This is a genomic window from Sphingomonas longa (assembly GCF_016892685.1).
GTDB lineage: Bacteria > Pseudomonadota > Alphaproteobacteria > Sphingomonadales > Sphingomonadaceae > Sphingomonas > Sphingomonas longa.
Window position 1 is genome coordinate 119,517 of the sequence record NZ_JAFEMC010000006.1, and the last position, 19,483, is coordinate 138,999.

20 protein-coding genes are annotated in these 19,483 nt (G+C 66.8%); 12 read left to right on the plus strand and 8 right to left on the minus strand.

The window, feature by feature from the left end:
- Positions 1–266: 266 nt before the first annotated feature.
- Positions 267–1,304, minus strand: a complete 1,038-nt coding sequence (locus tag ILT43_RS17475) for a GGDEF domain-containing protein (protein ID WP_204200270.1) — start codon at positions 1,302–1,304, stop codon at positions 267–269.
- A 135-nt stretch (positions 1,305–1,439) separates the two neighbouring features.
- Positions 1,440–1,967 carry a peroxiredoxin gene (locus tag ILT43_RS17480; RefSeq protein ID WP_204200271.1) on the minus strand — a complete coding sequence of 176 codons (528 nt, stop codon included), beginning with the start codon at positions 1,965–1,967 and terminating at the stop codon, positions 1,440–1,442.
- A 69-nt stretch (positions 1,968–2,036) separates the two neighbouring features.
- On the opposite strand from ILT43_RS17480, the gene ILT43_RS17485 reads away from it, so the two are divergent.
- Positions 2,037–2,843 carry an inositol monophosphatase family protein gene (locus tag ILT43_RS17485; protein ID WP_055846525.1) on the plus strand — a complete coding sequence of 269 codons (807 nt, stop codon included), beginning with the start codon at positions 2,037–2,039 and terminating at the stop codon, positions 2,841–2,843.
- Positions 2,844–2,999: 156 nt separating this feature from the next.
- Here the strand turns inward: ILT43_RS17485 and ILT43_RS17490 are convergent, their stop codons facing one another.
- The gene (locus ILT43_RS17490; RefSeq protein WP_204200272.1) at positions 3,000–3,554 is read right to left on the minus strand and encodes a TetR family transcriptional regulator; all 555 of its coding nucleotides are present in this window, start codon (positions 3,552–3,554) and stop codon (positions 3,000–3,002) included.
- 165 nt (positions 3,555–3,719) lie between these two features.
- On the opposite strand from ILT43_RS17490, the gene ILT43_RS17495 reads away from it, so the two are divergent.
- The 8 genes from ILT43_RS17495 to ILT43_RS17530 all read left to right on the plus strand — a co-directional run bounded on the left by ILT43_RS17495 (position 3,720) and on the right by ILT43_RS17530 (position 13,565).
- Entirely contained in the window at positions 3,720–4,910 is a 1,191-nt protein-coding gene (locus tag ILT43_RS17495) for an efflux RND transporter periplasmic adaptor subunit (protein WP_204200273.1), read from the plus strand.
- A 6-nt stretch (positions 4,911–4,916) separates the two neighbouring features.
- Entirely contained in the window at positions 4,917–8,144 is a 3,228-nt protein-coding gene (locus ILT43_RS17500; RefSeq protein ID WP_204200274.1) for an efflux RND transporter permease subunit, read from the plus strand.
- Between the two features lie 6 nt (positions 8,145–8,150).
- Positions 8,151–9,680, plus strand: coding sequence for an efflux transporter outer membrane subunit (locus tag ILT43_RS17505; protein ID WP_204200275.1), 1,530 nt, complete (start codon positions 8,151–8,153; stop codon positions 9,678–9,680).
- 81 nt (positions 9,681–9,761) lie between these two features.
- Positions 9,762–10,088 carry a hypothetical protein gene (locus tag ILT43_RS17510; RefSeq protein WP_204200276.1) on the plus strand — a complete coding sequence of 109 codons (327 nt, stop codon included), beginning with the start codon at positions 9,762–9,764 and terminating at the stop codon, positions 10,086–10,088.
- 115 nt (positions 10,089–10,203) lie between these two features.
- Positions 10,204–10,872 carry a UPF0149 family protein gene (locus ILT43_RS17515; protein ID WP_204200277.1) on the plus strand — a complete coding sequence of 223 codons (669 nt, stop codon included), beginning with the start codon at positions 10,204–10,206 and terminating at the stop codon, positions 10,870–10,872.
- A gap of 102 nt (positions 10,873–10,974) precedes the next feature.
- Entirely contained in the window at positions 10,975–11,421 is a 447-nt protein-coding gene (locus tag ILT43_RS17520) for a VOC family protein (RefSeq protein WP_204200278.1), read from the plus strand.
- Positions 11,422–11,503: 82 nt separating this feature from the next.
- The gene (locus ILT43_RS17525) at positions 11,504–12,538 is read left to right on the plus strand and encodes a glycoside hydrolase family protein (protein WP_204200279.1); all 1,035 of its coding nucleotides are present in this window, start codon (positions 11,504–11,506) and stop codon (positions 12,536–12,538) included.
- A 13-nt stretch (positions 12,539–12,551) separates the two neighbouring features.
- Positions 12,552–13,565, plus strand: a complete 1,014-nt coding sequence (locus tag ILT43_RS17530; RefSeq protein WP_204200280.1) for a glycoside hydrolase family 43 protein — start codon at positions 12,552–12,554, stop codon at positions 13,563–13,565.
- 30 nt (positions 13,566–13,595) lie between these two features.
- On the opposite strand, the gene ILT43_RS17535 is transcribed toward ILT43_RS17530, so the two are convergent.
- From ILT43_RS17535 to ILT43_RS17550, 4 genes are all read right to left on the minus strand, one after another.
- Positions 13,596–13,739 (minus strand): hypothetical protein, encoded by a 144-nt coding sequence (locus ILT43_RS17535; protein WP_204200281.1) that lies wholly within the window; start codon positions 13,737–13,739, stop codon positions 13,596–13,598.
- A 125-nt stretch (positions 13,740–13,864) separates the two neighbouring features.
- Positions 13,865–14,299, minus strand: coding sequence for a hypothetical protein (locus ILT43_RS17540; protein ID WP_204200282.1), 435 nt, complete (start codon positions 14,297–14,299; stop codon positions 13,865–13,867).
- 26 nt (positions 14,300–14,325) lie between these two features.
- Positions 14,326–15,039: an RES family NAD+ phosphorylase gene (locus tag ILT43_RS17545; RefSeq protein ID WP_204200283.1), complete on the minus strand. Its 714-nt coding sequence runs from the start codon at positions 15,037–15,039 to the stop codon at positions 14,326–14,328.
- Positions 15,011–15,391, minus strand: coding sequence for an MbcA/ParS/Xre antitoxin family protein (locus ILT43_RS17550; RefSeq protein WP_204200284.1), 381 nt, complete (start codon positions 15,389–15,391; stop codon positions 15,011–15,013). The genes ILT43_RS17545 and ILT43_RS17550 overlap by 29 nt, the downstream gene beginning before the upstream one ends.
- A gap of 104 nt (positions 15,392–15,495) precedes the next feature.
- On the opposite strand from ILT43_RS17550, the gene ILT43_RS17555 reads away from it, so the two are divergent.
- The 3 genes from ILT43_RS17555 (at position 15,496) to ILT43_RS17565 (ending at position 18,389) form a co-directional block, all read left to right on the plus strand.
- The gene (locus ILT43_RS17555) at positions 15,496–17,322 is read left to right on the plus strand and encodes a cation:proton antiporter (RefSeq protein WP_204200285.1); all 1,827 of its coding nucleotides are present in this window, start codon (positions 15,496–15,498) and stop codon (positions 17,320–17,322) included.
- Positions 17,322–17,930 (plus strand): OmpA family protein, encoded by a 609-nt coding sequence (locus ILT43_RS17560; protein WP_239475026.1) that lies wholly within the window; start codon positions 17,322–17,324, stop codon positions 17,928–17,930. Before ILT43_RS17555 ends, ILT43_RS17560 begins: the two co-directional genes overlap by 1 nt.
- Before the next feature lie 252 nt (positions 17,931–18,182).
- Entirely contained in the window at positions 18,183–18,389 is a 207-nt protein-coding gene (locus ILT43_RS17565; RefSeq protein ID WP_204200287.1) for a hypothetical protein, read from the plus strand.
- Between the two features lie 260 nt (positions 18,390–18,649).
- Here ILT43_RS17565 and ILT43_RS17570 read toward each other — a convergent pair whose 3' ends face one another.
- On the minus strand, positions 18,650–19,426 hold the full coding sequence (locus ILT43_RS17570) for a hypothetical protein (RefSeq protein WP_204200288.1): 777 nt from the start codon (positions 19,424–19,426) through the stop codon (positions 18,650–18,652).
- Positions 19,427–19,483 lie beyond the last annotated feature (57 nt).

Consider the following 19,483-nt stretch of genomic DNA (forward strand, 5'->3'; position numbering starts at 1 on the left):
AACGGCGGCGCTGACGGCGATTGCGGCGAAGCTCAGGGCAGCGACGAAGCAGACGGCGAAGCGCTGGGCGGACTGAAAATACTGGGTCATGGTCGTTCTCCTTTTGGCGGAACCGACCGTTCGGCTCCGATGTCAGCAGCTTTGCAGACACCGTGCCAATTTTCTAAGCCATTGATAACTATGACTTCTGTTCGCCCTGACCAAAGCGTCTGGCGTTCTTCGCCATTTCGCATGGGGTTCAGCGCCAGCTAATGGCGCGGCCTGCGTCAGGCGGCGCAGACCTTGTCCCGGCCCGTGTCCTTGGCCGTGTACAACAGCCGATCGGCGCGCTCGAAGGCGGTATCGGCCTTCTCGCCCGCCCGGATCGCCGTCACGCCCGCAGAGATGGTGACCATGCCCAGCGGCTTGCCGGTATCGCGGTCGCGGAACCGGCGCGAAGCGACCTCGGCCCGCGCCGCGTCGAGCAATGCGGCGGCACTCGCCAGGTCGCATCCCGCCAACAGGATCGCGAACTCCTCGCCGCCGTGGCGCGATACGATATGACCGTCGCACGTCTTGGCCAGCGCCTCGCCAATCGCCGAGAGCACGCGGTCGCCCACGGGATGTCCGAACTCGTCATTGACGCGCTTGAACCGGTCGATGTCGCACAGGGCGAGGCAGTGCGGGCCGCTGCCCTCCACCCGCTCCGCAAACGCGTCGGCGAAGCCGAGTCGGTTGCACAGACCGGTCAGCGGATCGCGCCGCGCGTCGTCGCGCGCCTGTGCAAGCTTGGCGCGCAAGGTGTCGGCTTCCTCGGTCGCCTGCGCCAGCTTCGCTTCCGATTCGCGGATGCGGCGGATCATTGCGGTGGCGATTCGCGTCACTTCGTCGCTGTGCTGGAACCGGGGCGAGCGTTCGATCGCGGCGGCGCTGGCGGCGAGATCACGACCGAAGTCGCGCGTTTCGACATGCATCGCCCGTGTCATGGCCGCGAACACGTCGACCTGCGCCTGGGTCTGCGCAACGAGCGCTTCGGCCTGACGGTCGAGCGCGACGTCGCCGCCAGCCCACCGCGCCGGCGGCATCCCGCCGGCGACCACCTCGCCGCCGAGCTGCTCGATCTGCTCGTGCGTCAGCCGATATCCGCCGTCGGTCAACAGCGCGACTTCGCGTGCCAGATCCCCCCCGGGCTCCGCCAACACGGCATGAGCGAACATGTAATGCGCAGGATCGGGGCTCAACCGGTGCGCGGCCAGAAATGCCCCGATCCGATCGTACAGGTCTTCCCCATGATCCTGTCGCCGCGCAATGCCGGCGTGTCCCATTCCCACCCTCCGCTGATCTCCAGCGAAGGCGTTTACGGGACAACCGTTAGCATCCGGTAATCATGTCGGAGCCGCAACATTAACGGTTGGCGCTGGGTCAAGAGCGTCAACCGACTGACAAAACGCGTAAAAAGATCAGGATTTCAGCTTCTGGACGGCCGCCAGCGTCTCTTCGACATGGCCGCTGGCATCCATATTGTCATGGACGAACGCGATCCGGCCGTTGCGGCCGATGACGTAGCTGGTGCGCTTCGTGATGTCGCGACCGGCCATCTGCTTGCCGAGCGACACGTTGTAGCCGGCGATGACCTTCGGCCCGGCGCTCGCGACCGCGAACTTGCCGGCGCACTTCTCCGACGAGAAGCGCTGGAGCGTCGGCACGTCGTCGGCGGACATGCCGATCACGGTCGCGCCCGCCTTGCGGAAGGCGGGCATCGCTTCCGCGAACGCATGCGCCTCCGCGTTGCAGCCGCCGGTGAACGCCGCCGGGAAGAAGTAGAGCACGACCGGGCCCTTCTTCAGCAGGTCGGCGAGGTGGACGTTGACCACCTTGCCCGCGACCGCGCCGCGCGTGGTGAAGTCGGGTGCCTGCGCACCGGGCGCCAGCGCCGCACAGGCAGGGGCGGCGATCGCAACGGCGGCAATGATCGGCAGCAGGCGCATGGAAAATCCTCTCGGGCGTTATCGGACAAGGCTGTAGCGCGGGCGCGTGCGCCGCGATAGGCCGGTGTCATGCCAGTCCGCCCCGCCGATATCGACCTCGCCCACCGCCTCGCCGACGCCGCGGGCGCGGTGATCCGCCCCTATTTCCGCAAGCCTCACGGGCTGGAGACGAAGGCCGACCACAGCCCCGTCACCCTCGCCGACAAGGAAGCCGAAGCGGCGATGCGCCGCCTGCTCGACGCCGAATGCGCGGGCGACGGCGTCCACGGTGAGGAATACGGGATCAAGCCGGGGGTGACGAACCGGCAATGGGTGCTCGACCCGATCGACGGTACGCGCAGCTTCACCGCCGGCCGCGCGATCTTCGGCACGCTGATTGCGCTGCTGGAGGATGGCTGGCCGGTGCTCGGCATCATCGACCAGCCGGTGCAGCGCGAACGCTGGGTCGGCGTTGCCGGCCGCCCGACGACGTTCAACGGCGTCCCCGTTCGCACCCGCGCCTGCCCCGCTCTGGAAGGCGCGGTCGTCGCCACCACCAGCCCGCATCTGTTCGCGGAGGGTGACGTGCCGCACTACATGGCGCTCGTCGCAGCAGCGTCGGGCGGGCACGTCCGGCAGGGGCCCGTCTATGGCGGCGATTGCTACAATTACGGGCTGCTCGCGTCGGGACACCTCGATATCGTCTGCGAATCGGGGTTGCAGCTATACGATTTCGCCGCGCTCGCGCCGATCGTGGAGGGAGCCGGCGGACGCCTGTGCGACTGGAACGGCGACCCGCTCACCGCATCAAGTGAAGGTCATGTCCTGGCGATCGGAGATCCCGCGCGGGCGGAGGAGGTGCTGGAGGCGCTGAGGGCGACTCCGCACGAGCACTGAGGCCTTAATCGGGGGCTTCCCCGAGAGAGGGTTGCCATTCGATCGTCGCTCAGGAGCGCATCGTGACGTTCAGCGTCGCCGATGAAGGGCACGCGAAGCCTTCACGAGAGACCCGCACGAACAGCAATGGTCGCCGGACCTTGCACTGCCCGATAATCAAGCCTCGCAGCCGATCGCGGTCCCACTCGACGCGCCGTCGATAAGGCAGGAAATGAGCTTGGCGCTGGCGGCTTGTACCGCCTCGCTGTGCAGCGTTCGGGTGAAGACCGAGCCGATCGATACGATCATGAACGATTCCGCGAGCAGCCGATGTTCGTGGGTGACGGTCGTGCTGCCCATCAGGCCGGCGAAAGCCCTGCTGATGTTGTCCGACATCATCAATCGTATCTTCGTGAATATCGCGTGGATGCGATCGTTGCGGGATGCTTCCGCTGCGATCTCCAGGAAAAGGCGGTCGCCTTCCTCGTCCTCCTTGCACGTCGCCGAATCGAGCCAGGTTCGCACGCCGGTCCGATCTTTCGCCGCCAAGGCTGCGTCCAGCGTGGCGAGGTCGGCGAACTTCCTGCAATCTTCCTCGACGATGGCCGCGATGATGTCCTCCTTCGACGGGAAGTCGCGGTAAAGTTGCTGGACGGCAACGCCCGATTCCTTCGCGATCAGTGCGATACCGGTGGAATGGAAGCCGTGCTCCACGAACAGCCTTCGTGCCACGTCCTTGACGTTTTCCCGGCGCAACTCCGCACGCGACAAGGGCGGGCATTCGACAATCGACAATTCAGAACCTCTCTCAAGCCTTGTTGACGCGTCCGAATGGCGCGGCTAACGACCGATTTCGTGAGTGATCGCTCTCTTCCCTTTTTTCAAGCAGGAAAATTTATGTTCTCCAAGCGGCTGATGGGCTGTGTGTTGGCGTCGTCCGCCTTGCTCGCCTTGTCGGCGTGCGGGGGCGGTGCACCGCAGCAGCAGGCTCCACAGGGCCCGGCGCCGGTCGGCTACGTCGTCGTTCGCGAGGAGCCGGTGCAGCTGACGACCGAACTGCCCGGTCGAACGACCGCGTTCGAAACGTCCGAGGTTCGGCCGCAGGTCAACGGGCTGGTACAGGCGCGCCTGTTCGTGGAGGGCGACGTGGTCCGCAAGGGGCAGGCGCTCTACCGGATCGATCCCGCCCCGTACGAGGCACAGGTCGCGAGTGCGCGCGCCGCCCTGACCCGCGCGCGGTCCAGCATCGCGTCGAGCGCCGCCCTTGCCCGCCGTTACGGCGAGTTGGTGAAGATCAACGCGATCGCGCGGCAGGAGTATGAAAACGCCCAGACCACCGCGGCGCAGGCGCGGGCCGATGTCGCCGCTCAGCAGGCGGCGTTGCGCACGGCGCAGATCGATCTCGCACGCACGACGATCCGCGCGCCGATCACCGGCCGCATCGGCCGATCGGTGTTCACGACCGGCGCACTCGTCTCCGCGGCGCAGACCAACGCGCTCGCCACGATCCAGCGCATCGACCCGATCTATGTCGACATACAGGAGTCGAGCGCCGACCTGTTGAAGCTGCGCCGGCAGATCATCAGCGGGCAATTGACCCGTGACGGCAATGCCCGCGTCAAGCTGATGCTGGAGGACGGCAGCGACTATGGTCCCGAGGGTACGCTGCGCTTCGCGGACGTGACCGTCGATCCGACCACCGGTTCGCAGGTGATCCGGGCGCTGTTCCCCAATCCCAACGGGCTGCTGCTGCCGGGCATGTTCGTCCGCGCCTCGCTCGTCGAGGGGACGCAGTCGAAGGCGATGCTGGTCCCGCAGCGTGCGGTCAGTCGCGACGAAAAGGGTCAGGCGACCGTGCTGGTCGTCGGGGCCGGCGACAAGGTCGAGCCGCGCACGCTTCAGACCAACCGCGCGATCGGCGACAACTGGCTGGTCACCGGCGGTCTGAAGCCCGGCGACAAGGTCATCGTAGAAGGCGGCATGATGCTGCGTCCGGGTATGCCGGTGCAGGGCAAGCCGTGGAATCCCAACGCCAAGCCCGCCGGTCAGCCGCCGCAGCAGGGTCAGGCGCAGGCGCAGGCGAAGTAGACGCTGATGGCACGCTTTTTTATCGAGCGCCCGATTTTCGCCTATGTGCTGGCGGTGATGGTCGTCATCGTCGGAATCCTGTCGATCCGCGTCCTGCCGATCGCGCAGTTTCCCGCCATCGCGCCGCCCGCGGTGTCGATCACCGCGAACTATCCGGGTGCCGACGCGCAGACGCTGGAGAACACGACGACCCAGATCATCGAGCAGCAGATGAAGGGGATCGACCACCTTCGCTACTTCTCGTCCTCGTCGTCGTCCGCCGGCATCGTCACGATCACCCTGACGTTCGAGCAGGGCACCGATCCCGACATCGCGCAGGTGCAGGTCCAGAACAAGTTGCAGGCGGCGACGCCGCTGTTGCCGCAGGAAGTGCAGCGTCAGGGCATCGTCGTGGCGAAAGCGACGCAGAATTTCCTGCTGTTCGTCGGCCTGTATTCCGAGAATGGCAGCCACGACGCCGACGATCTCGCCGATATCGTCGCCTCCAAGATCCAGGACCCGCTGTCGCGCGTCACCGGCGTCGGCGACACGCAGATTTTCGGTTCCCAGTACGCGATGCGGATCTGGGTCGACCCGCTGAAGCTCAACAATTTCGCGTTGACGATGGCGGACGTGACCAGTGCGGTCACCGCGCAGAACGCGCAGGTGTCCGCCGGCCAGATCGGTGCGCAGCCCGCCCCCAAGGAGCAGATGCTCAACGCCACCGTGTCGGTGTCATCGCGCCTGACCTCGCCCGAGCAGTTCGCGCAGATCCGTCTGAAGAGCAACGCGAACGGATCGGTCGTGCGGCTGGGCGACGTCGCGCGCGTCGCGATCGGGGCCGAGAACTACGCCTTCTCGGCGCAGTGGAACGGCAAGCCCGCGTCCGGCATCGGCATCAAGCTGGCACCGGGCGCCAACGCGCTCGACACGGTCGAGGCGGTCAAGGCGCGCGTCAACGAGATCGCCAAGCAGTTCCCGCCCGATGTGAAGGTCATCTTCCCGTACGACACGTCGCCGTTCGTCCGGCTGTCGATCGAACAGGTGATCCACACGCTGGTCGAGGCGGTCGTGCTCGTCTTCCTCGTCATGTTCCTCTTTCTCCAGAACTTCCGCGCGACGCTGATCCCGACGATCGCGGTGCCGGTCGTGCTGACGGGGACGTTCGCGGTGCTGGCGGCGTTCGGCTATTCGATCAATACGCTGACCCTGTTCGGCATGGTGCTGGCGATCGGTCTGCTGGTCGACGATGCGATCGTCGTCGTCGAAAACGTCGAGCGCCTGATCACCGACGAGGGCCTCACGCCCAAGGAGGCCGCGCGCAAGTCGATGGACGAGATCACCGGCGCGCTGATCGGCATCGCCGTCGTCCTGTCCGCGGTGTTCCTGCCGATGGCATTCTTCGGCGGCTCCACCGGCGTCATCTATCGCCAGTTTTCGATCACGATCGTGTCGGCGATGGTCCTGTCGGTCGCCGTCGCGCTGATCCTGACGCCGGCGCTCTGCGCCACGATCCTGAAGCCGCACGACAAGAACAAGAATCAGGGTAACGGCCCGCTGACGCGGTTCTTCCGCTGGTTCAACGACCGCTTCGATCGCGGCCGCGACCGTTACGAGCGTGGCGTGCGGTCCACCGCCAATCGCTGGGTGCGGTCGCTGATCGCCTATGCGCTGATCCTGGCGGGCATGACGTTCCTGTTCATGCGCCTGCCGACGGGCTTCCTGCCCGACGAGGATCAGGGCGTGATGATCGCGCTGGTGCAGGGACCTCCGGGCGCCACCACCGCCCGGACGCAAAAGGGGCTGGACCTCGTCCGCGATCACTTCCTGAGCGATGCAGGCAGCGCGATCCGCGGCGTCTATACGATCAACGGCTTCAGCTTCGCAGGGCAGGGCCAGAATAGCGGCATCGCCTTCATCCCGATGAAGGAGTGGAAGGATCGACCGGGCGCCGAGAACAAGGCGCAGGCGGTGATCGGCCGCGCGATGGGCGTGTTCTCGCGCTACAGCGACGGTCTGATCTTCGCGGTCATTCCGCCGGCCGTGCAGGAACTGGGCAACGCCACCGGCTTCGACCTCCAGCTGGTCGACGACGGCGGGCTGGGTCACGAAAAACTGCTCGCCGCGCGCAACATGCTGCTCGGCATGGCGTCGCAGAACAAGCAGCTCGTCGGCGTCCGCCCGAACGCGCTGGACGACGCGCCGCAGCTCAAGGTGGAGGTCGATCAGGACAAGGCGCGCGCCCTCGGGCTCGACCTGTCGACGGTGAACAGCACGATCGCGACCGCGTGGGGTGGATCGTACGTCAACGACTTCATCGATCGTGGTCGCGTGAAGCGCGTCTATATTCAGGCGGATGCACCCTACCGCATGGCGCCGGACGATATCGGCGACCTGTTCGTCCGCGGGGCGAGTGGGTCGATGGCGCCGTTCACCGCCTTCTCTACCCTGTCGTGGAGCCAGGGTCCGACGCAGCTCACGCGCTACAACGGACAGCCTTCGATGGAGATTCTGGGGCAGCCTGCGCCCGGCGTCTCGTCCGGTGCCGCGCTGAAGGCGATGGAGGAGATGCAGGCCAAGCTGCCGCCGGGCACGCGGCTGGACTGGACCGGTCTCAGCTACGAAGAACAATTGTCGGGTGGTCAGGCACCGGCGCTGTACGGCCTGTCGCTGCTGATCGTCTTCCTCTGCCTCGCGGCGTTGTACGAGAGCTGGTCGGTGCCGATCTCGGTGATGCTGGTCGTGCCGCTGGGTATCGTCGGCGCGCTGCTGGCGGCGAGCCTGACGGGTCTCAACAACGACATCTACCTTCAGGTGGGCCTGATCACGACGATCGGCGTCTCGGCGAAGAACGCCATCCTGATCGTGGAGTTCGCCGAGGAGAAGATCCGGCAGGGGCTGACGCCGTTCGACGCCGCGGTAGAGGCGGCGAAGCTGCGGCTTCGACCCATCCTGATGACCAGTCTCGCCTTCGTGTTCGGCGTGTTTCCGCTCGCGATCGCCAGCGGCGCCGGCGCAGGCGGGCAGAACGCGATCGGCCGGGCGGTGGTTGGCGGCATGATCTCGGCGACCGTCTTGGCGATCTTCTTCGTACCGATGTTCTTCATCATCGTGCTGCGCCTGTTCGGCCACAGCGCGGAGGTGAAGCCGGAGGATGACGGCCGGCATGACGACGATCGGTACGACGGCGGGCGCGATGACGACCGACGTGATGGGGGCGAGCATGGGCACACGCCCGCGCCGCAGGGAGCCTGAGTGGTGATGAACAGCAAGTGTGTCCTGGCCCTGCTCGCGGCGACCGCGCTCGCCGGGTGTAATCTGGCACCCAAATACGTCCGGCCGGTCGGCGCGGTCCCGGCCGCGCTGCCACAGGGCGGCGTCTATCCGGTCGCCGCGACCGACGCCCCGGACATCACCCGGATCGGCTGGCGGGCGTTCTTCACGGACGATCGCCTGCGCAACACGATCGCGCTGGGGCTGGACAACAATCGCGACCTGCGGATCGCGGCGGCCAACGTGCTTCAGGCGCGGGCGCAATATCGCATCCAGCGCGCCGATCTGGTCCCCTCCACCACGCTGTCGGGGTCGGGTACCTACACCAACAACATCCAGGGTGCGGCCGGCGCGCTGGGTGGCGCCGCCGGCGGTGGCACCGGTGGCGGCACCGGAACGGGGACCGGTACCGGCACGGGCGGCGTCGGTGCCGGGGTGGGCTCGTCCTCCTCGAATCTGGAATTCTATTCGGTCAATGCGGGCTTCTCCGCATTCGAGCTGGACCTGTTCAGCCGGGTGCGGAACCTTAGCCGCGCCGCGCTGGAACAGTATTTCGCCACCGAGGAGGCGCAGCGCTCCACGCGCATCAGCCTGATCGCCGAGATCGCGACCGCGTGGCTGACCTATGCGTCGGATCAGGATCAGCTCCGCATCTCGCAGGAGTCGCTGAAGTCGTTCGAACAATCGCTCGAATTGACGCGGGCGCAGTTCCGTATCGGCGTCGCGTCCGAGTTGGAGGCGCGGCAGTCGGAGACCAGCTACCAGACCGCGCGCAACGACATCGCGGTGCTGCGGACCCGGCTGGCGCAGGACAAGAATGCGCTCGACCTGCTCGTCGGAGCGCCCGTCACGACCGAGCTGCTGCCGCAGGGCCTGGGCGAAGGCGGTGCGGCGCTGAAGGCGTTGCCGGGCGGGATCACGTCCGACGTGCTGTTGCGACGTCCCGACGTGTTGCAGGCCGAACATCAGCTAATCGCGCAGAACGCCAATATCGGCGCGGCGCGGGCCGCGCTGTTCCCGCGTATCTCGCTGACGGCCACATTGGGCACGATCAGCACGGCGTTGAGCGGCCTCTTCGCGGGTGGCAGCTTCACCTACACCGGCGCGCCCTCAGTCTCGTTACCGCTGTTCGACGGCGGCCGGCTGCGCGGCAACGTGCAGGTGGCCGAGGCGCAGCAGCAGGCAGCCGTCTCGACCTACGAACGCACCGTGCAGACCGCCTTTCGCGAGGTTGCGGATGCATTGGCGCAGCGCGGGACGATCGACGAACAGGTCTCCGCGCAGACCGCGCGCGTCAACGCCGCCTCCGTGGCGCTGCGCATCTCGGATGCCCGGTACCGCGCGGGCGTCGAGTCGTTCCTCAACACGCTGGACTCGCAGCGCACCGCTTACGCCGCCCAGCAGCAGCTCGTCACGACGCGGCTGAACCGGGAGAGCAACCTCGTGGAACTCTACCGGTCGCTCGGCGGCGGGCTTGCGGACGATGATGTCGAAGGCACGCGCCGCCCCGGATCCTGACGCCACTGTGTCGCGGCCTTGGTCTTTTCGGCAGCCAATCACGGCCTTGATGCGTTATTGCCGCTGAAAAGGAGAGGAGCAGTGAACTCCGTAGACAAGCAGAAGCGACTGCATCTCGACGTCACCAACGTCGGGCTGCGGGCGCAGGCCACCGCCGTGGGACTGGTGCAACTCTGTATCGAGCTGCACAACGCCAACATCCTGAGCGACCTCGCCTTGCAGCGCATCAAGGATGCGATCGCGGACGAGGTATCGATCGCCGCGCCGCGACGAACCGCCATTCAGAACTTCCGTCGCGAGATCAGGGAGCGGCTCGACCGCCTGTTCGGTGGCCAGCAGCCGGTCGGCTCGGCAGAGGCTCTCGCGTTCGGCAGCAGTCCGCAATCGGAAGAGCGGCACGAAGGCTGACCGGCAGGAGCGTCGGCCACCGCCGAGCAGTCGGTTGCGTGATGGCGTCGTACCCCCCCGGCTCAAACTTGGTGATCGCTTGCGAAGCGCCGCGCCCCGATCCAAGGCGGCGATCATGCTGAACGCCGCTGCCAAGCCACCCTCCCGTCTTCGTCGCCTCGATGGCGCGCTCGCTGATCTGCCGATCGACGATGCGATGCTGCTCTCCGAACTGGACGGTTATCTCGCGGGCATCCTCGTGAGTCCGCAAAGCAGCGCACAGGCGGACTGGATGCCGGTGATCTGGGGCGGTGGCGACGCGCCGTTCGAAGACGCAGAAGACGCCCGCTGGTTCGCCTCGATGGTCACGGCGTATGCCGAAGAACTGTCGCGGGCGATGGAGCGCAGCCGCTACCAGCCGTTGCTGGACGTCGACGAGCGGAATGGTGAGCTCCTGTGGGAATTCTGGGTCGAGGGCTTCGAGAAGGCATTGGTCCTGCAACCGGAAGGCTGGGCCGTGATCGCCGATGCCGGGGACGACGAGACGCGCGCAGCGCTGACGGGGATGAACACGCTGATCGATATCGCCCACGAGCGTAGCGATCTGGCGCATCACGAAATCGATGCCATCGCAGACCGTGCGGCGGACCTGATCGCGATGTGGACCGCCGCGCTGCATAGGGATCGTTCCGCGCGTCGGGGCTCGATGTCTGCGCCCGCACCGTCGGTCGCCAAGGTCGGCCGCAACGACCCGTGTCCGTGCGGGTCCGGCAACAAATTCAAGAAGTGCTGCGGACGCAACTAGGCGTTGCTCGTCAAGGAGGTGCCGGGATTGTTGCACCACGGGGCTGGCGTCCGCGGGAGAAGCGGATAGGTTGCTGGAAACATTCGTAATGGAGAGATGTCGATGGTCCCGGTTTCCGCGCTGCTGTTGATGGCCATGATGCCGCAGGCGGAGAGCCAGGTCCCCGCCAAGGCTGAGCACGTCGCGATCCAGGCGGCCGATCTCGACAGGAGCGCGACGTTCTACCGGGAAGCGTTCGGATTGCGCATGATCCCCACCCCGCTCAAGAACCGGCGGTGGCTGGACCTCGGCAACGGCATGGCACTCCATATCCTGGACGGTCGGACGGCACCGAAGCCGTCGAACCGCAACGAGCATCTGGCGCTGCACGTCGACGATCTCGCGCGCGTGACGGCCTGGCTCGACCGGCACAAGCTGGTCTGGACGAATCTGGCGGGCGATCCCAGCACGATGCAGACCCGCTTCGACGGCGTGCGCCAGATCTATGTGCAGGACCCGGACGGATATTGGCTGGAAGTCGGCGACTCGCGTGGAACCGTGACGCGATGACATCGGCACAGGCCCAGATCTAAGGGCGCGCATGTCGGCGGCTTTCGCCCGAGCGGCGCCTTCGCCGGACAGGTCTAGGCATATGCATCGCGTCGGTTTCACGGTCTTCGCCGGTACCGCGCTGCTCCTGCTGGCAAACAGCCCGTTACCGGCGCGCCAGAACCCGCCGGGCGGCCCGGTCACGCCGCGCATCGATGTCGACGGTGCCTATCTGTTCGCGCACATGACCAAGGCGCGGTACGGCGTGCTGCATTATTCCGTCAGCCGCGACGGGCTGCACTGGCGGTCGGTGAATGGCGGACGGCCCGTGTCCGCGGACTATCACGGCCACGCATCGATCGCGCGCGGGGGCGATGGGCGTTATTATCTCGTCGGCAATCGCAGCGACGACGATCCGCTGATCCGCTTCTGGGTGTCGGACGATCTGATCCGCTGGACACCTTACGGAACATACCGGCCGGACCTGAGCGCGGTGCCGGGCCACCCGCATCCGCTGCAGCGGATCGGCGCGCCGAAACTGTTCTTCGATGCGCCGTCCGGCCGGTTCCTGCTGAGCTGGCACACGCCCAATCGCGACGGATCGCGGGAGGACCCCGAACGCTACTGGGCCAGCCAGCGGACATTGTACGTGCTGTCGAAGGATTTGAAATCCTTCCCCGACCGGCCGTTGCGGCTGTTCGCATGGCCGATGGCGACGATCGACACGGTCGTGCAGCCGAACGGGTCCGGCGGCTATTGCGCGATCGTGAAGGACGAACGCTACCCGTCGACCGACTGGCCGACGGGCAAGACGATCCGGATCAGCTGTGCGAAGCGGCTGCTGGGGCCCTATCCGCCGCCCGGTCCGCCTATCAGCCCCAATTTCCGGGAGGCGCCGACGGTGATCCGTTCGCCGCACTCAGGCGACTGGCTGCTCTACTACGAGCAATATGCCGGAACGAGCTATGGGCTGTCGACGGCACCGCGGCTGACCGGTCCATGGTATCAGGTCGCCGGCAATACCGGTATGCCGGAATGGGACCGCTATACGATGCCCGCAGGGGTTCGGCACGGATCGATGATCGCCATATCGAAGACGCAGTACGATGCGATCGTGGCGGCGTTTCCGGATTCATGAAAGGGTCGAGGCGATGAAGATCGCGACGATGATCGCGGCCGCGGCGTATACGGCCTTGCCGATGACGGGGAGTGCCGCACTGGCTCCCTCTGTGCGCAGTTTCACCAACCCCTTGCTGCGGTCCGGCCCCGATCCGTGGATCGTGCGGCATCACGACACCTATTATTACATGCACACGCTCGTAAACCGGCTCGCGATCCGCGCGACGAAGGATGTATCGCGCCTTGCCGACGCACCGGAGACGGTGGTGTGGACGCCCCCCGCGACGGGACCGAACGCGCAGTCGATCTGGGCGCCGGAGCTGCACCGGATCGATGGCAAATGGTACCTCTATTACACCGCCGCGGCGAGCGGGCGTGACGACGACGCGCATCGCGGCGTGTTCGTGCTGGAGAATGCGAGCGAGGACCCGCTGGCCGGTGAATGGGTCGATCGCGGCATGCTGAGGACCGCGCACCGGGGCATCGATGGAACGACCTTCGCGCATCGTGGACAGCGTTATTTCGTCTATTCGCCCTATGTCGGTCCCGACAGCGTGCTCGCGATCGTGAAGATGGCAAACCCGTGGACGCTGGCTGGGCCGGAGACGATCATCGCACGCCCCGACCTGCAGTGGGAGCGGCAGGGAGGTCGCCAGATCCTGGAAGGGCCGGAGTTCCTGTCGGGGCCCAAAGGCGATCTGTTCATCACCTATTCCGCCAGCGCCTGCTGGTCGGACGGCTATGCGATCGGACTGCTGAGCGCGGCGAGGGGCAGCGATCCACTGGACGCGCGGGCATGGCGAAAGTCGCCGCAGCCGGTGATCGCGACCGCGGGGGCGCAGGGCGTCTATGCACCGGGCCATAATGGATTCTTCACGTCGCCGAACGGGCGTGAAACGTGGATCGTCTACCACGCCAATCCGGGCCCGGATATGAAGTGCACGGCCAAGCGGTCGCCGCGTATCCAGCGTGTGGACTGGTCGGCGGATGGCAGGCCGGTGTTTCCGATGCCGACGGCGGGCGTTGCGTTGGATGCGCCCCGCTAGGCTACCCGCCCATCCAAGGACGGCCGCCGATCAGTGGCCGTAAGTCTTGATTCCACGCCGACGCAGTTTCTCGCGGTGACGCTTGCGACGGACGGCGATGATGATCGGCAATGCGATGATGACCACCACGCCGATGATGGCGTAGGCAATCAGCTTTCGGTCGAGGTCGATCATGACGCGCCTCTGACAAAAGATGAGCGCTTTGTCATCGTTGAATCCGGCGAGAACCCTGACCCATGTGGTTGGGCGCGATGTACCGCACGTTTCCTGCGACTAAATGCGACGCAAGTGCCAGCAGGTCATTGCGGCCGGTGGCCCGACAGCGTCGCCGGAAGATAGGCGGCGACGGCGGGATCGCCGTGGCTGACAACGGCGATCAGGGCATCGTGGCCGTCCGCCGCGGGTTCGCTCAGCCGCCAGCCGTAGAGCGTGACATTGCTACCGTCAGGTCCGGTTTCGACGAAGCGACGGGCTCGTCCGCCCAGCCCGTTGTCGATCGCCTTCATCACGGCAACGCCGGGTAGGCCGGGCTTCAGCACGAACCAGCGTGGCGTGCCGGGGGTGAACCGGCCGCGTGCCCAGTGCGCGACCGCGACGTCGATCGTGCGACGCGCTGCGGCGGGAGGGGCCTGCGTCTCGGTGCCGATCGCAGCGAGGCTGTTGACGGGATCGGCGGCGGTGCACCCGCCGAGCCAGAGTAACGATGCGAGCAGGATCGTCAGCGACTTGGGCAAGGGGCTCTCCCGGAGAGGGTGCGGATTCAGGCGAGCTCGGGCGACAGGCCGAACCCGGCCGGCGTGAAGCGCATCGCCTGATCGCTCATCTCCCGCGTGGCGAGCAGGCCGTCCCCGGTCGTGAGATAGGCCCAGCTGGAATGCGGGCGGGGCGGCGGTTTCAGCGCGGCGGGGTCGAGGACGGCGAGGTTCACGCCGCCCGTACGCCGGGCGGAGGGGGCTCGGATTGCCGCGACATCGTCGGCGCGCGCCCTGGCGGCGAGTGCCTGTGTTCGCGTATAGTCGGACGGGTGGGTCCAGCGATCCGGGTCGGCCAAGGTCAGGTCGATGCTGCGCGGGGCGTCGACCGCGACGGAAAAGGCGGACATCGGCGTCGGCGTGCGCGGTCGTGCAAAGCCCGGCGAGCGCGCGAATGCGACCAGTCGCCAATAGGCGGTTTCGGTGACGGCGGTCTCGATATCCTCCGACGCGTAGAAGATGCCGGGCAGCACATCCGCCGCGCGAAAGCGGGAGGGACGGCCCAGCCCGTAGCGGAAGGGCGAGGCGAGCAGCCACGGCAGGTGCCGTGCCGCATCGGGCAGCGGCGGCTTCACCTCGTCCGCCAGCGCCTCCAGCAGCGCCTGATCGACAGCTTCGGCGGCGAGGCGGTTGGTGGCGATCCGGTGCTGCGCCTCCACGATGCGGATGCCGCGCCCTTTATAGGGGCGAATGTCAGACGCGGGCACGCAGCGCGTCGACATAGTCGCTCGTTCGCAGCAGCCCGCGCACCGTTGCCAGTTGCGCGATCGGCGGGCCGCCGAGGTCGAGATTCGGCGTCTCCAACCAGGACCGTGCCGAAAGGTCGTCCTGCCCCAGCCAGCTGTCGAGCGAGCGGAACAGCCGCAGCAGATGCTGGGCGAGTTCGAATGGCTTGCTGCCCGGTTCCAGCCGATACTGCCCACCCCGCAGCCGCGAAATGGTCGGCGCCGATAGGCCGAGGATCGCCCCTGCCTGGGCGTTAGACAGGTTCCAGAAGCCTGCGATCCGTGCGACCGCTTCGCTCAACACGCGGGCGGCGTTGGATGTGTCGGCCGCTCTAGCCAGCGTCGCCATGACGTTCTCCTTGGAACGAATATAGGCGATACCGTTCACAGGAACAACCCACGGCTGAAACTTCGGGTTCACCTTCGGGATCACAGCCGCTATCGAACGATCGGATGGAGCATCCCGCCCTCGTGATCGCGCTGATCGGCGCGCTCGGTATCGGTGCGCAGTGGGTGGCGTGGCGCACCGGCTGGCCCGCGATCGCGCTGATGCTGGTGGCGGGGGTGGTCGCCGGCCCCGTGACCGGCCTGATCGATCCCAAGCACGTCTTCGGCGAGCTGCTGGAGCCGATCGTGTCGATCGCGGTTGCGCTGATCCTGTTCGAGGGCGGGCTGAGCCTCAACTTCCGCGAATTGCGACGGACCGATGGTGCGGTCACGCGGCTGTTGCTGCTGGGCGTGCCGATCGGCTGGGTGCTCGGGACGCTGGCCTGCTATTACATCGGCGGCCTGGTGTGGCCGGTGGCGGTGCTGTTCGCCGGTATCCTCGTGGTGACCGGCCCGACCGTCGTCCTGCCGCTGCTGCGCCAGAGCAACATCGCGGCGCGACCCCGCGCGATCCTGAAGTGGGAAGCGATCGTCAACGATCCGATCGGCGCGCTGTGCGGTGTCGTCACCTACGAATATCTGCGCCGGGTGGGGGAGGGCGGCACGATCGCCAGCGTCGTCGTGTCGCTGCTGGCGGCGAGCGTGATCGCCGGGCTGATCGGCTGGCTCGCGGCGCGTGCGGTGGGCTGGGCGTTCCCACGCGGATATGTGCCGGAATATCTGAAGGCGCCGGTGCTGCTGGTCGCGGTCGTCGGCGCGTTCGTCGTGTCGAACCTGATCCATCAGGAAACCGGGCTGCTGACCGTGACGGTGATGGGCGTCGCACTGGCGAACATGCGGCTGGCGTCGCTGCGCGACGTGCATGCATTCAAGGAAAACGTCACCGTCCTGCTCATTTCCGGCGTGTTCGTGCTGCTGTCGGCGACGTTGAACCTGGAGGTGCTGCGCCGCTTCGAATGGCGGTTCGCGGGGTTCCTGCTCGCGCTGTTGTTCGTCGTACGGCCGGCCACCGTCTTGCTGAGCCTGGCGTTCACGCGGGTGCCGTGGAACGAGCGGTTGCTGGTCGCGTGGATCGCGCCGCGCGGCATCGTCGCGGTCGCGATTTCCGGCCTGTTCGCGCTGCGGCTCGACCAGCTTGGGTATGGCGACGGGTCGATCCTCGTCACGCTGTCGTTCGCGGTCGTGGTGGCGACGATCGTCGCGCACGGGTTCTCGATCGGCCCCGTGTCGCGCTGGCTGAAGGTGACCGGTGCGGCGGAACGGGGGCTGCTGATCGTCGGCGGCACGCCGTGGAGCCTGTCGCTGGCCGACCAGTTGCGCACGCTGGAGGTGCCGGTGACGATCTGCGACACCAGCTGGCAGCGATTGTCGCCGGCGCGGCAGGCGGGGATCGCCACCTATCACGGCGAAATCCTGGCGGAGGCGACGGAGGACCGGCTGGATCTGCAACAATTCCAGGTGCTGGTCGCGACCAGTGACAACGAAGCGTACAACGCGCTGGTCTGCAACGAATTCGCGCCGGAGATCGGCCGCGACAATGTCTATCAGCTCGGCGGCGGCACCGACGAACACGACGAGGATACACGCGCCCTGCCGTCGTCCCTGCGCGGGCGGGCATTGTTCGCCAGCGGCCACGGCGTGGAAGAAATCGTGTCGCGGGAACGGCAGGGCTGGGGCTTTCGCAAGACGCGGATCACCGAGCAGTTCGACTTCGACGCGATCAAGGCCGATCTGCCCGATGAAGCGGACATGCTGCTGCTGTTGCGCAAGGGCGGCGCGTTGCGCTTCTTCTCGCACGCCAGCCGACCGACGCCGCAGCCGGGCGACACGATATTGTCCTACGCCCCGCCGACCCGACCGGGGGCGAGGCGCATGCAGGGGGAGGCGGCGTGATGAAACATGCGGTGCTGATGGCGGCGGCGGGGCTGGCGGCCTGTGCGCCGGGGCCGGACGGCAACCGGGTCGAGCCGGCGACGACGAACGAGGCGGTCGGCAACGACGCTCTGGCCAACGTCGCGCAGAACGCCGCGGAACCCGCGAAGTCGATCCTGCGGCCGGAGATCGTCGAGCCGGAACCGACCCCGCCCGCGCTGGAACCGGTCGCGGCGACGGTGGCCTTCGGTGCATCCGGGCTGGTGCTGGACGATGCGGGGCGGGCGGCGATCGATGCGGTGCTCGCCAACCCGACGATCGCGGCTGGTGGACCGATCACCGTGCGCGGCCATTCGGACTCGCCGGGCAACGATCGCGTCAACCTCCGTGCATCGCAATCGCGGGCGGAGGCGGTGCGCGACTATCTGGTCGAAAAGGGTATCGCGGCGGACCGGATCACTGTGGTGGCACTCGGCGAGACGACGCCGCTGGTTCCCAACGCCCGCCCGGACGGCAGCGACGATCCGGAGGCACGCGCCAGGAACCGGCGAGTCGAATTGGCGGTCGACCTGCCGCCCGAGCCGGTCGAGCCGGTCGTAGACGTTTCTGGAAATATGGCTGGATCGTAGGAGCTTGACCGAAATGCGTCTGTCGGTGCGCGCGGAAGGTTAGGCTAAGGTTAGTCCAACGACGCACATTCGGATCGAATGCGTTCGATGCGGGTGTTGGTTCACGATGCAAGGAGCGGCAGGCTGCGTTGATTGGGCGACGCCGTGTAACCCGGATCGACGCTTGTAGGACAGCCGCGATCGTGGTGTTTACGACGGCGAGGTCATCGTCGTCCCGATGCTGAGCCGATCGGTCGAGCGAAGGATCCTGCGATGCTGATGACGATCATCCTGTCGCTCGCCGCTCCGCAGGCGTGCGTCGCCGTGAAGCAGCAATGCCGCGCCTGCACGACGACCGGGGGCAAGATGGCCTGCTCGACGCCGTGCATCGCGTGCCAGCCCTTTCAGCGCATCTGTCCGACGAGCCGCGACGGGAAGCCGGCGAGCACCCGGCAGAGCAGTCCGTCAGCGAAGCGCTAGAGCCGATTGGCATTCAGCCGCCGACTTGCGGTTTCGTGCCGAAAGCCGCGCAGTAGACTCCGGAACGAGTCCGGGGTGACGGAGCCATGCTGAATGTCGGTCGGCACTGGCACGAATCCGACCCGTTCGCATCGATTTTTGCCGGTCTGCGCGGAGTTGAAGGCAATATCGCCCTGCCTGTGCTGCGACTTCGTTCGGTACCAACGGTGTGGGGTAATGCGACGCGTACCTGATGGTCGAGAACCCCAATGCCGCAGCCATTATCGGGACTTGCGCATGTCGGCGACGCGCGCGGCCGTTTCGGGTCTGGCGCAGAAGGCGCGGTCGAAGGCGTTCGACGGGGGCCGGAATGCGCAAGCGATGTCGGCTTCCTGCTGCGGGATCATGTCGAGCGGCTCGACGCCGGTGTCGCGGCGGGCGATGACCCTCTTCAGCTTGGTGAGATAGGCGTCCCAACCCTTTTTCTCGGGCAGCCTGGACAGCGACGCTTCAGCGGTTTTTCGCAAGGCTTCCGCGTCCCCGAACCGTCCCAACTGTCGGGCGGCGTTCGCGGCGCGGGCTTCGAGCCAGAAGCGGTCCTTGGCGGGCGTAGCGGCGGGCAGGCGACGGACCTCGGCGACGAACACCTCCTGATAGCGGCGACGCTGTTCGGCATCGCGGTCAGCCGTCGATCCTTCGGATACGTCCGGCGTGACCTGCCAGATCGCGGACAGCAGCAAGCCGAGTGAATCCTGGGGCGGCCGGCCGAGACGCTCCGCGAGCCACCAGGCGCGGTAGTAGGTGGTCTCGGTCGTGGTCAGCCGCGTGTATTCGACGGTGTCGATGATGCCGGCCAGCTTCGCGACCTCGTCTGGCGAGAAGCTATCGAAGGCGATCAGCCTGTTACTGGGGCATTCGGATACGGGGAACGGGAACGGCAGATAGCCGTAGGGTTTGCCATCGGGCCGCTCGCCATAGGTGCTGTACATCGTCGGCTGCCATATAGAGAAGCGCTCGCCACCGACGGGGCAGGTCATCTCGCGCGGGCCGCCGTGCAATGGGGGCGGTGTGTAGGCCGGCGGCGCCGTTGGAGGTGTGACGGGGGCGAGTTGCAG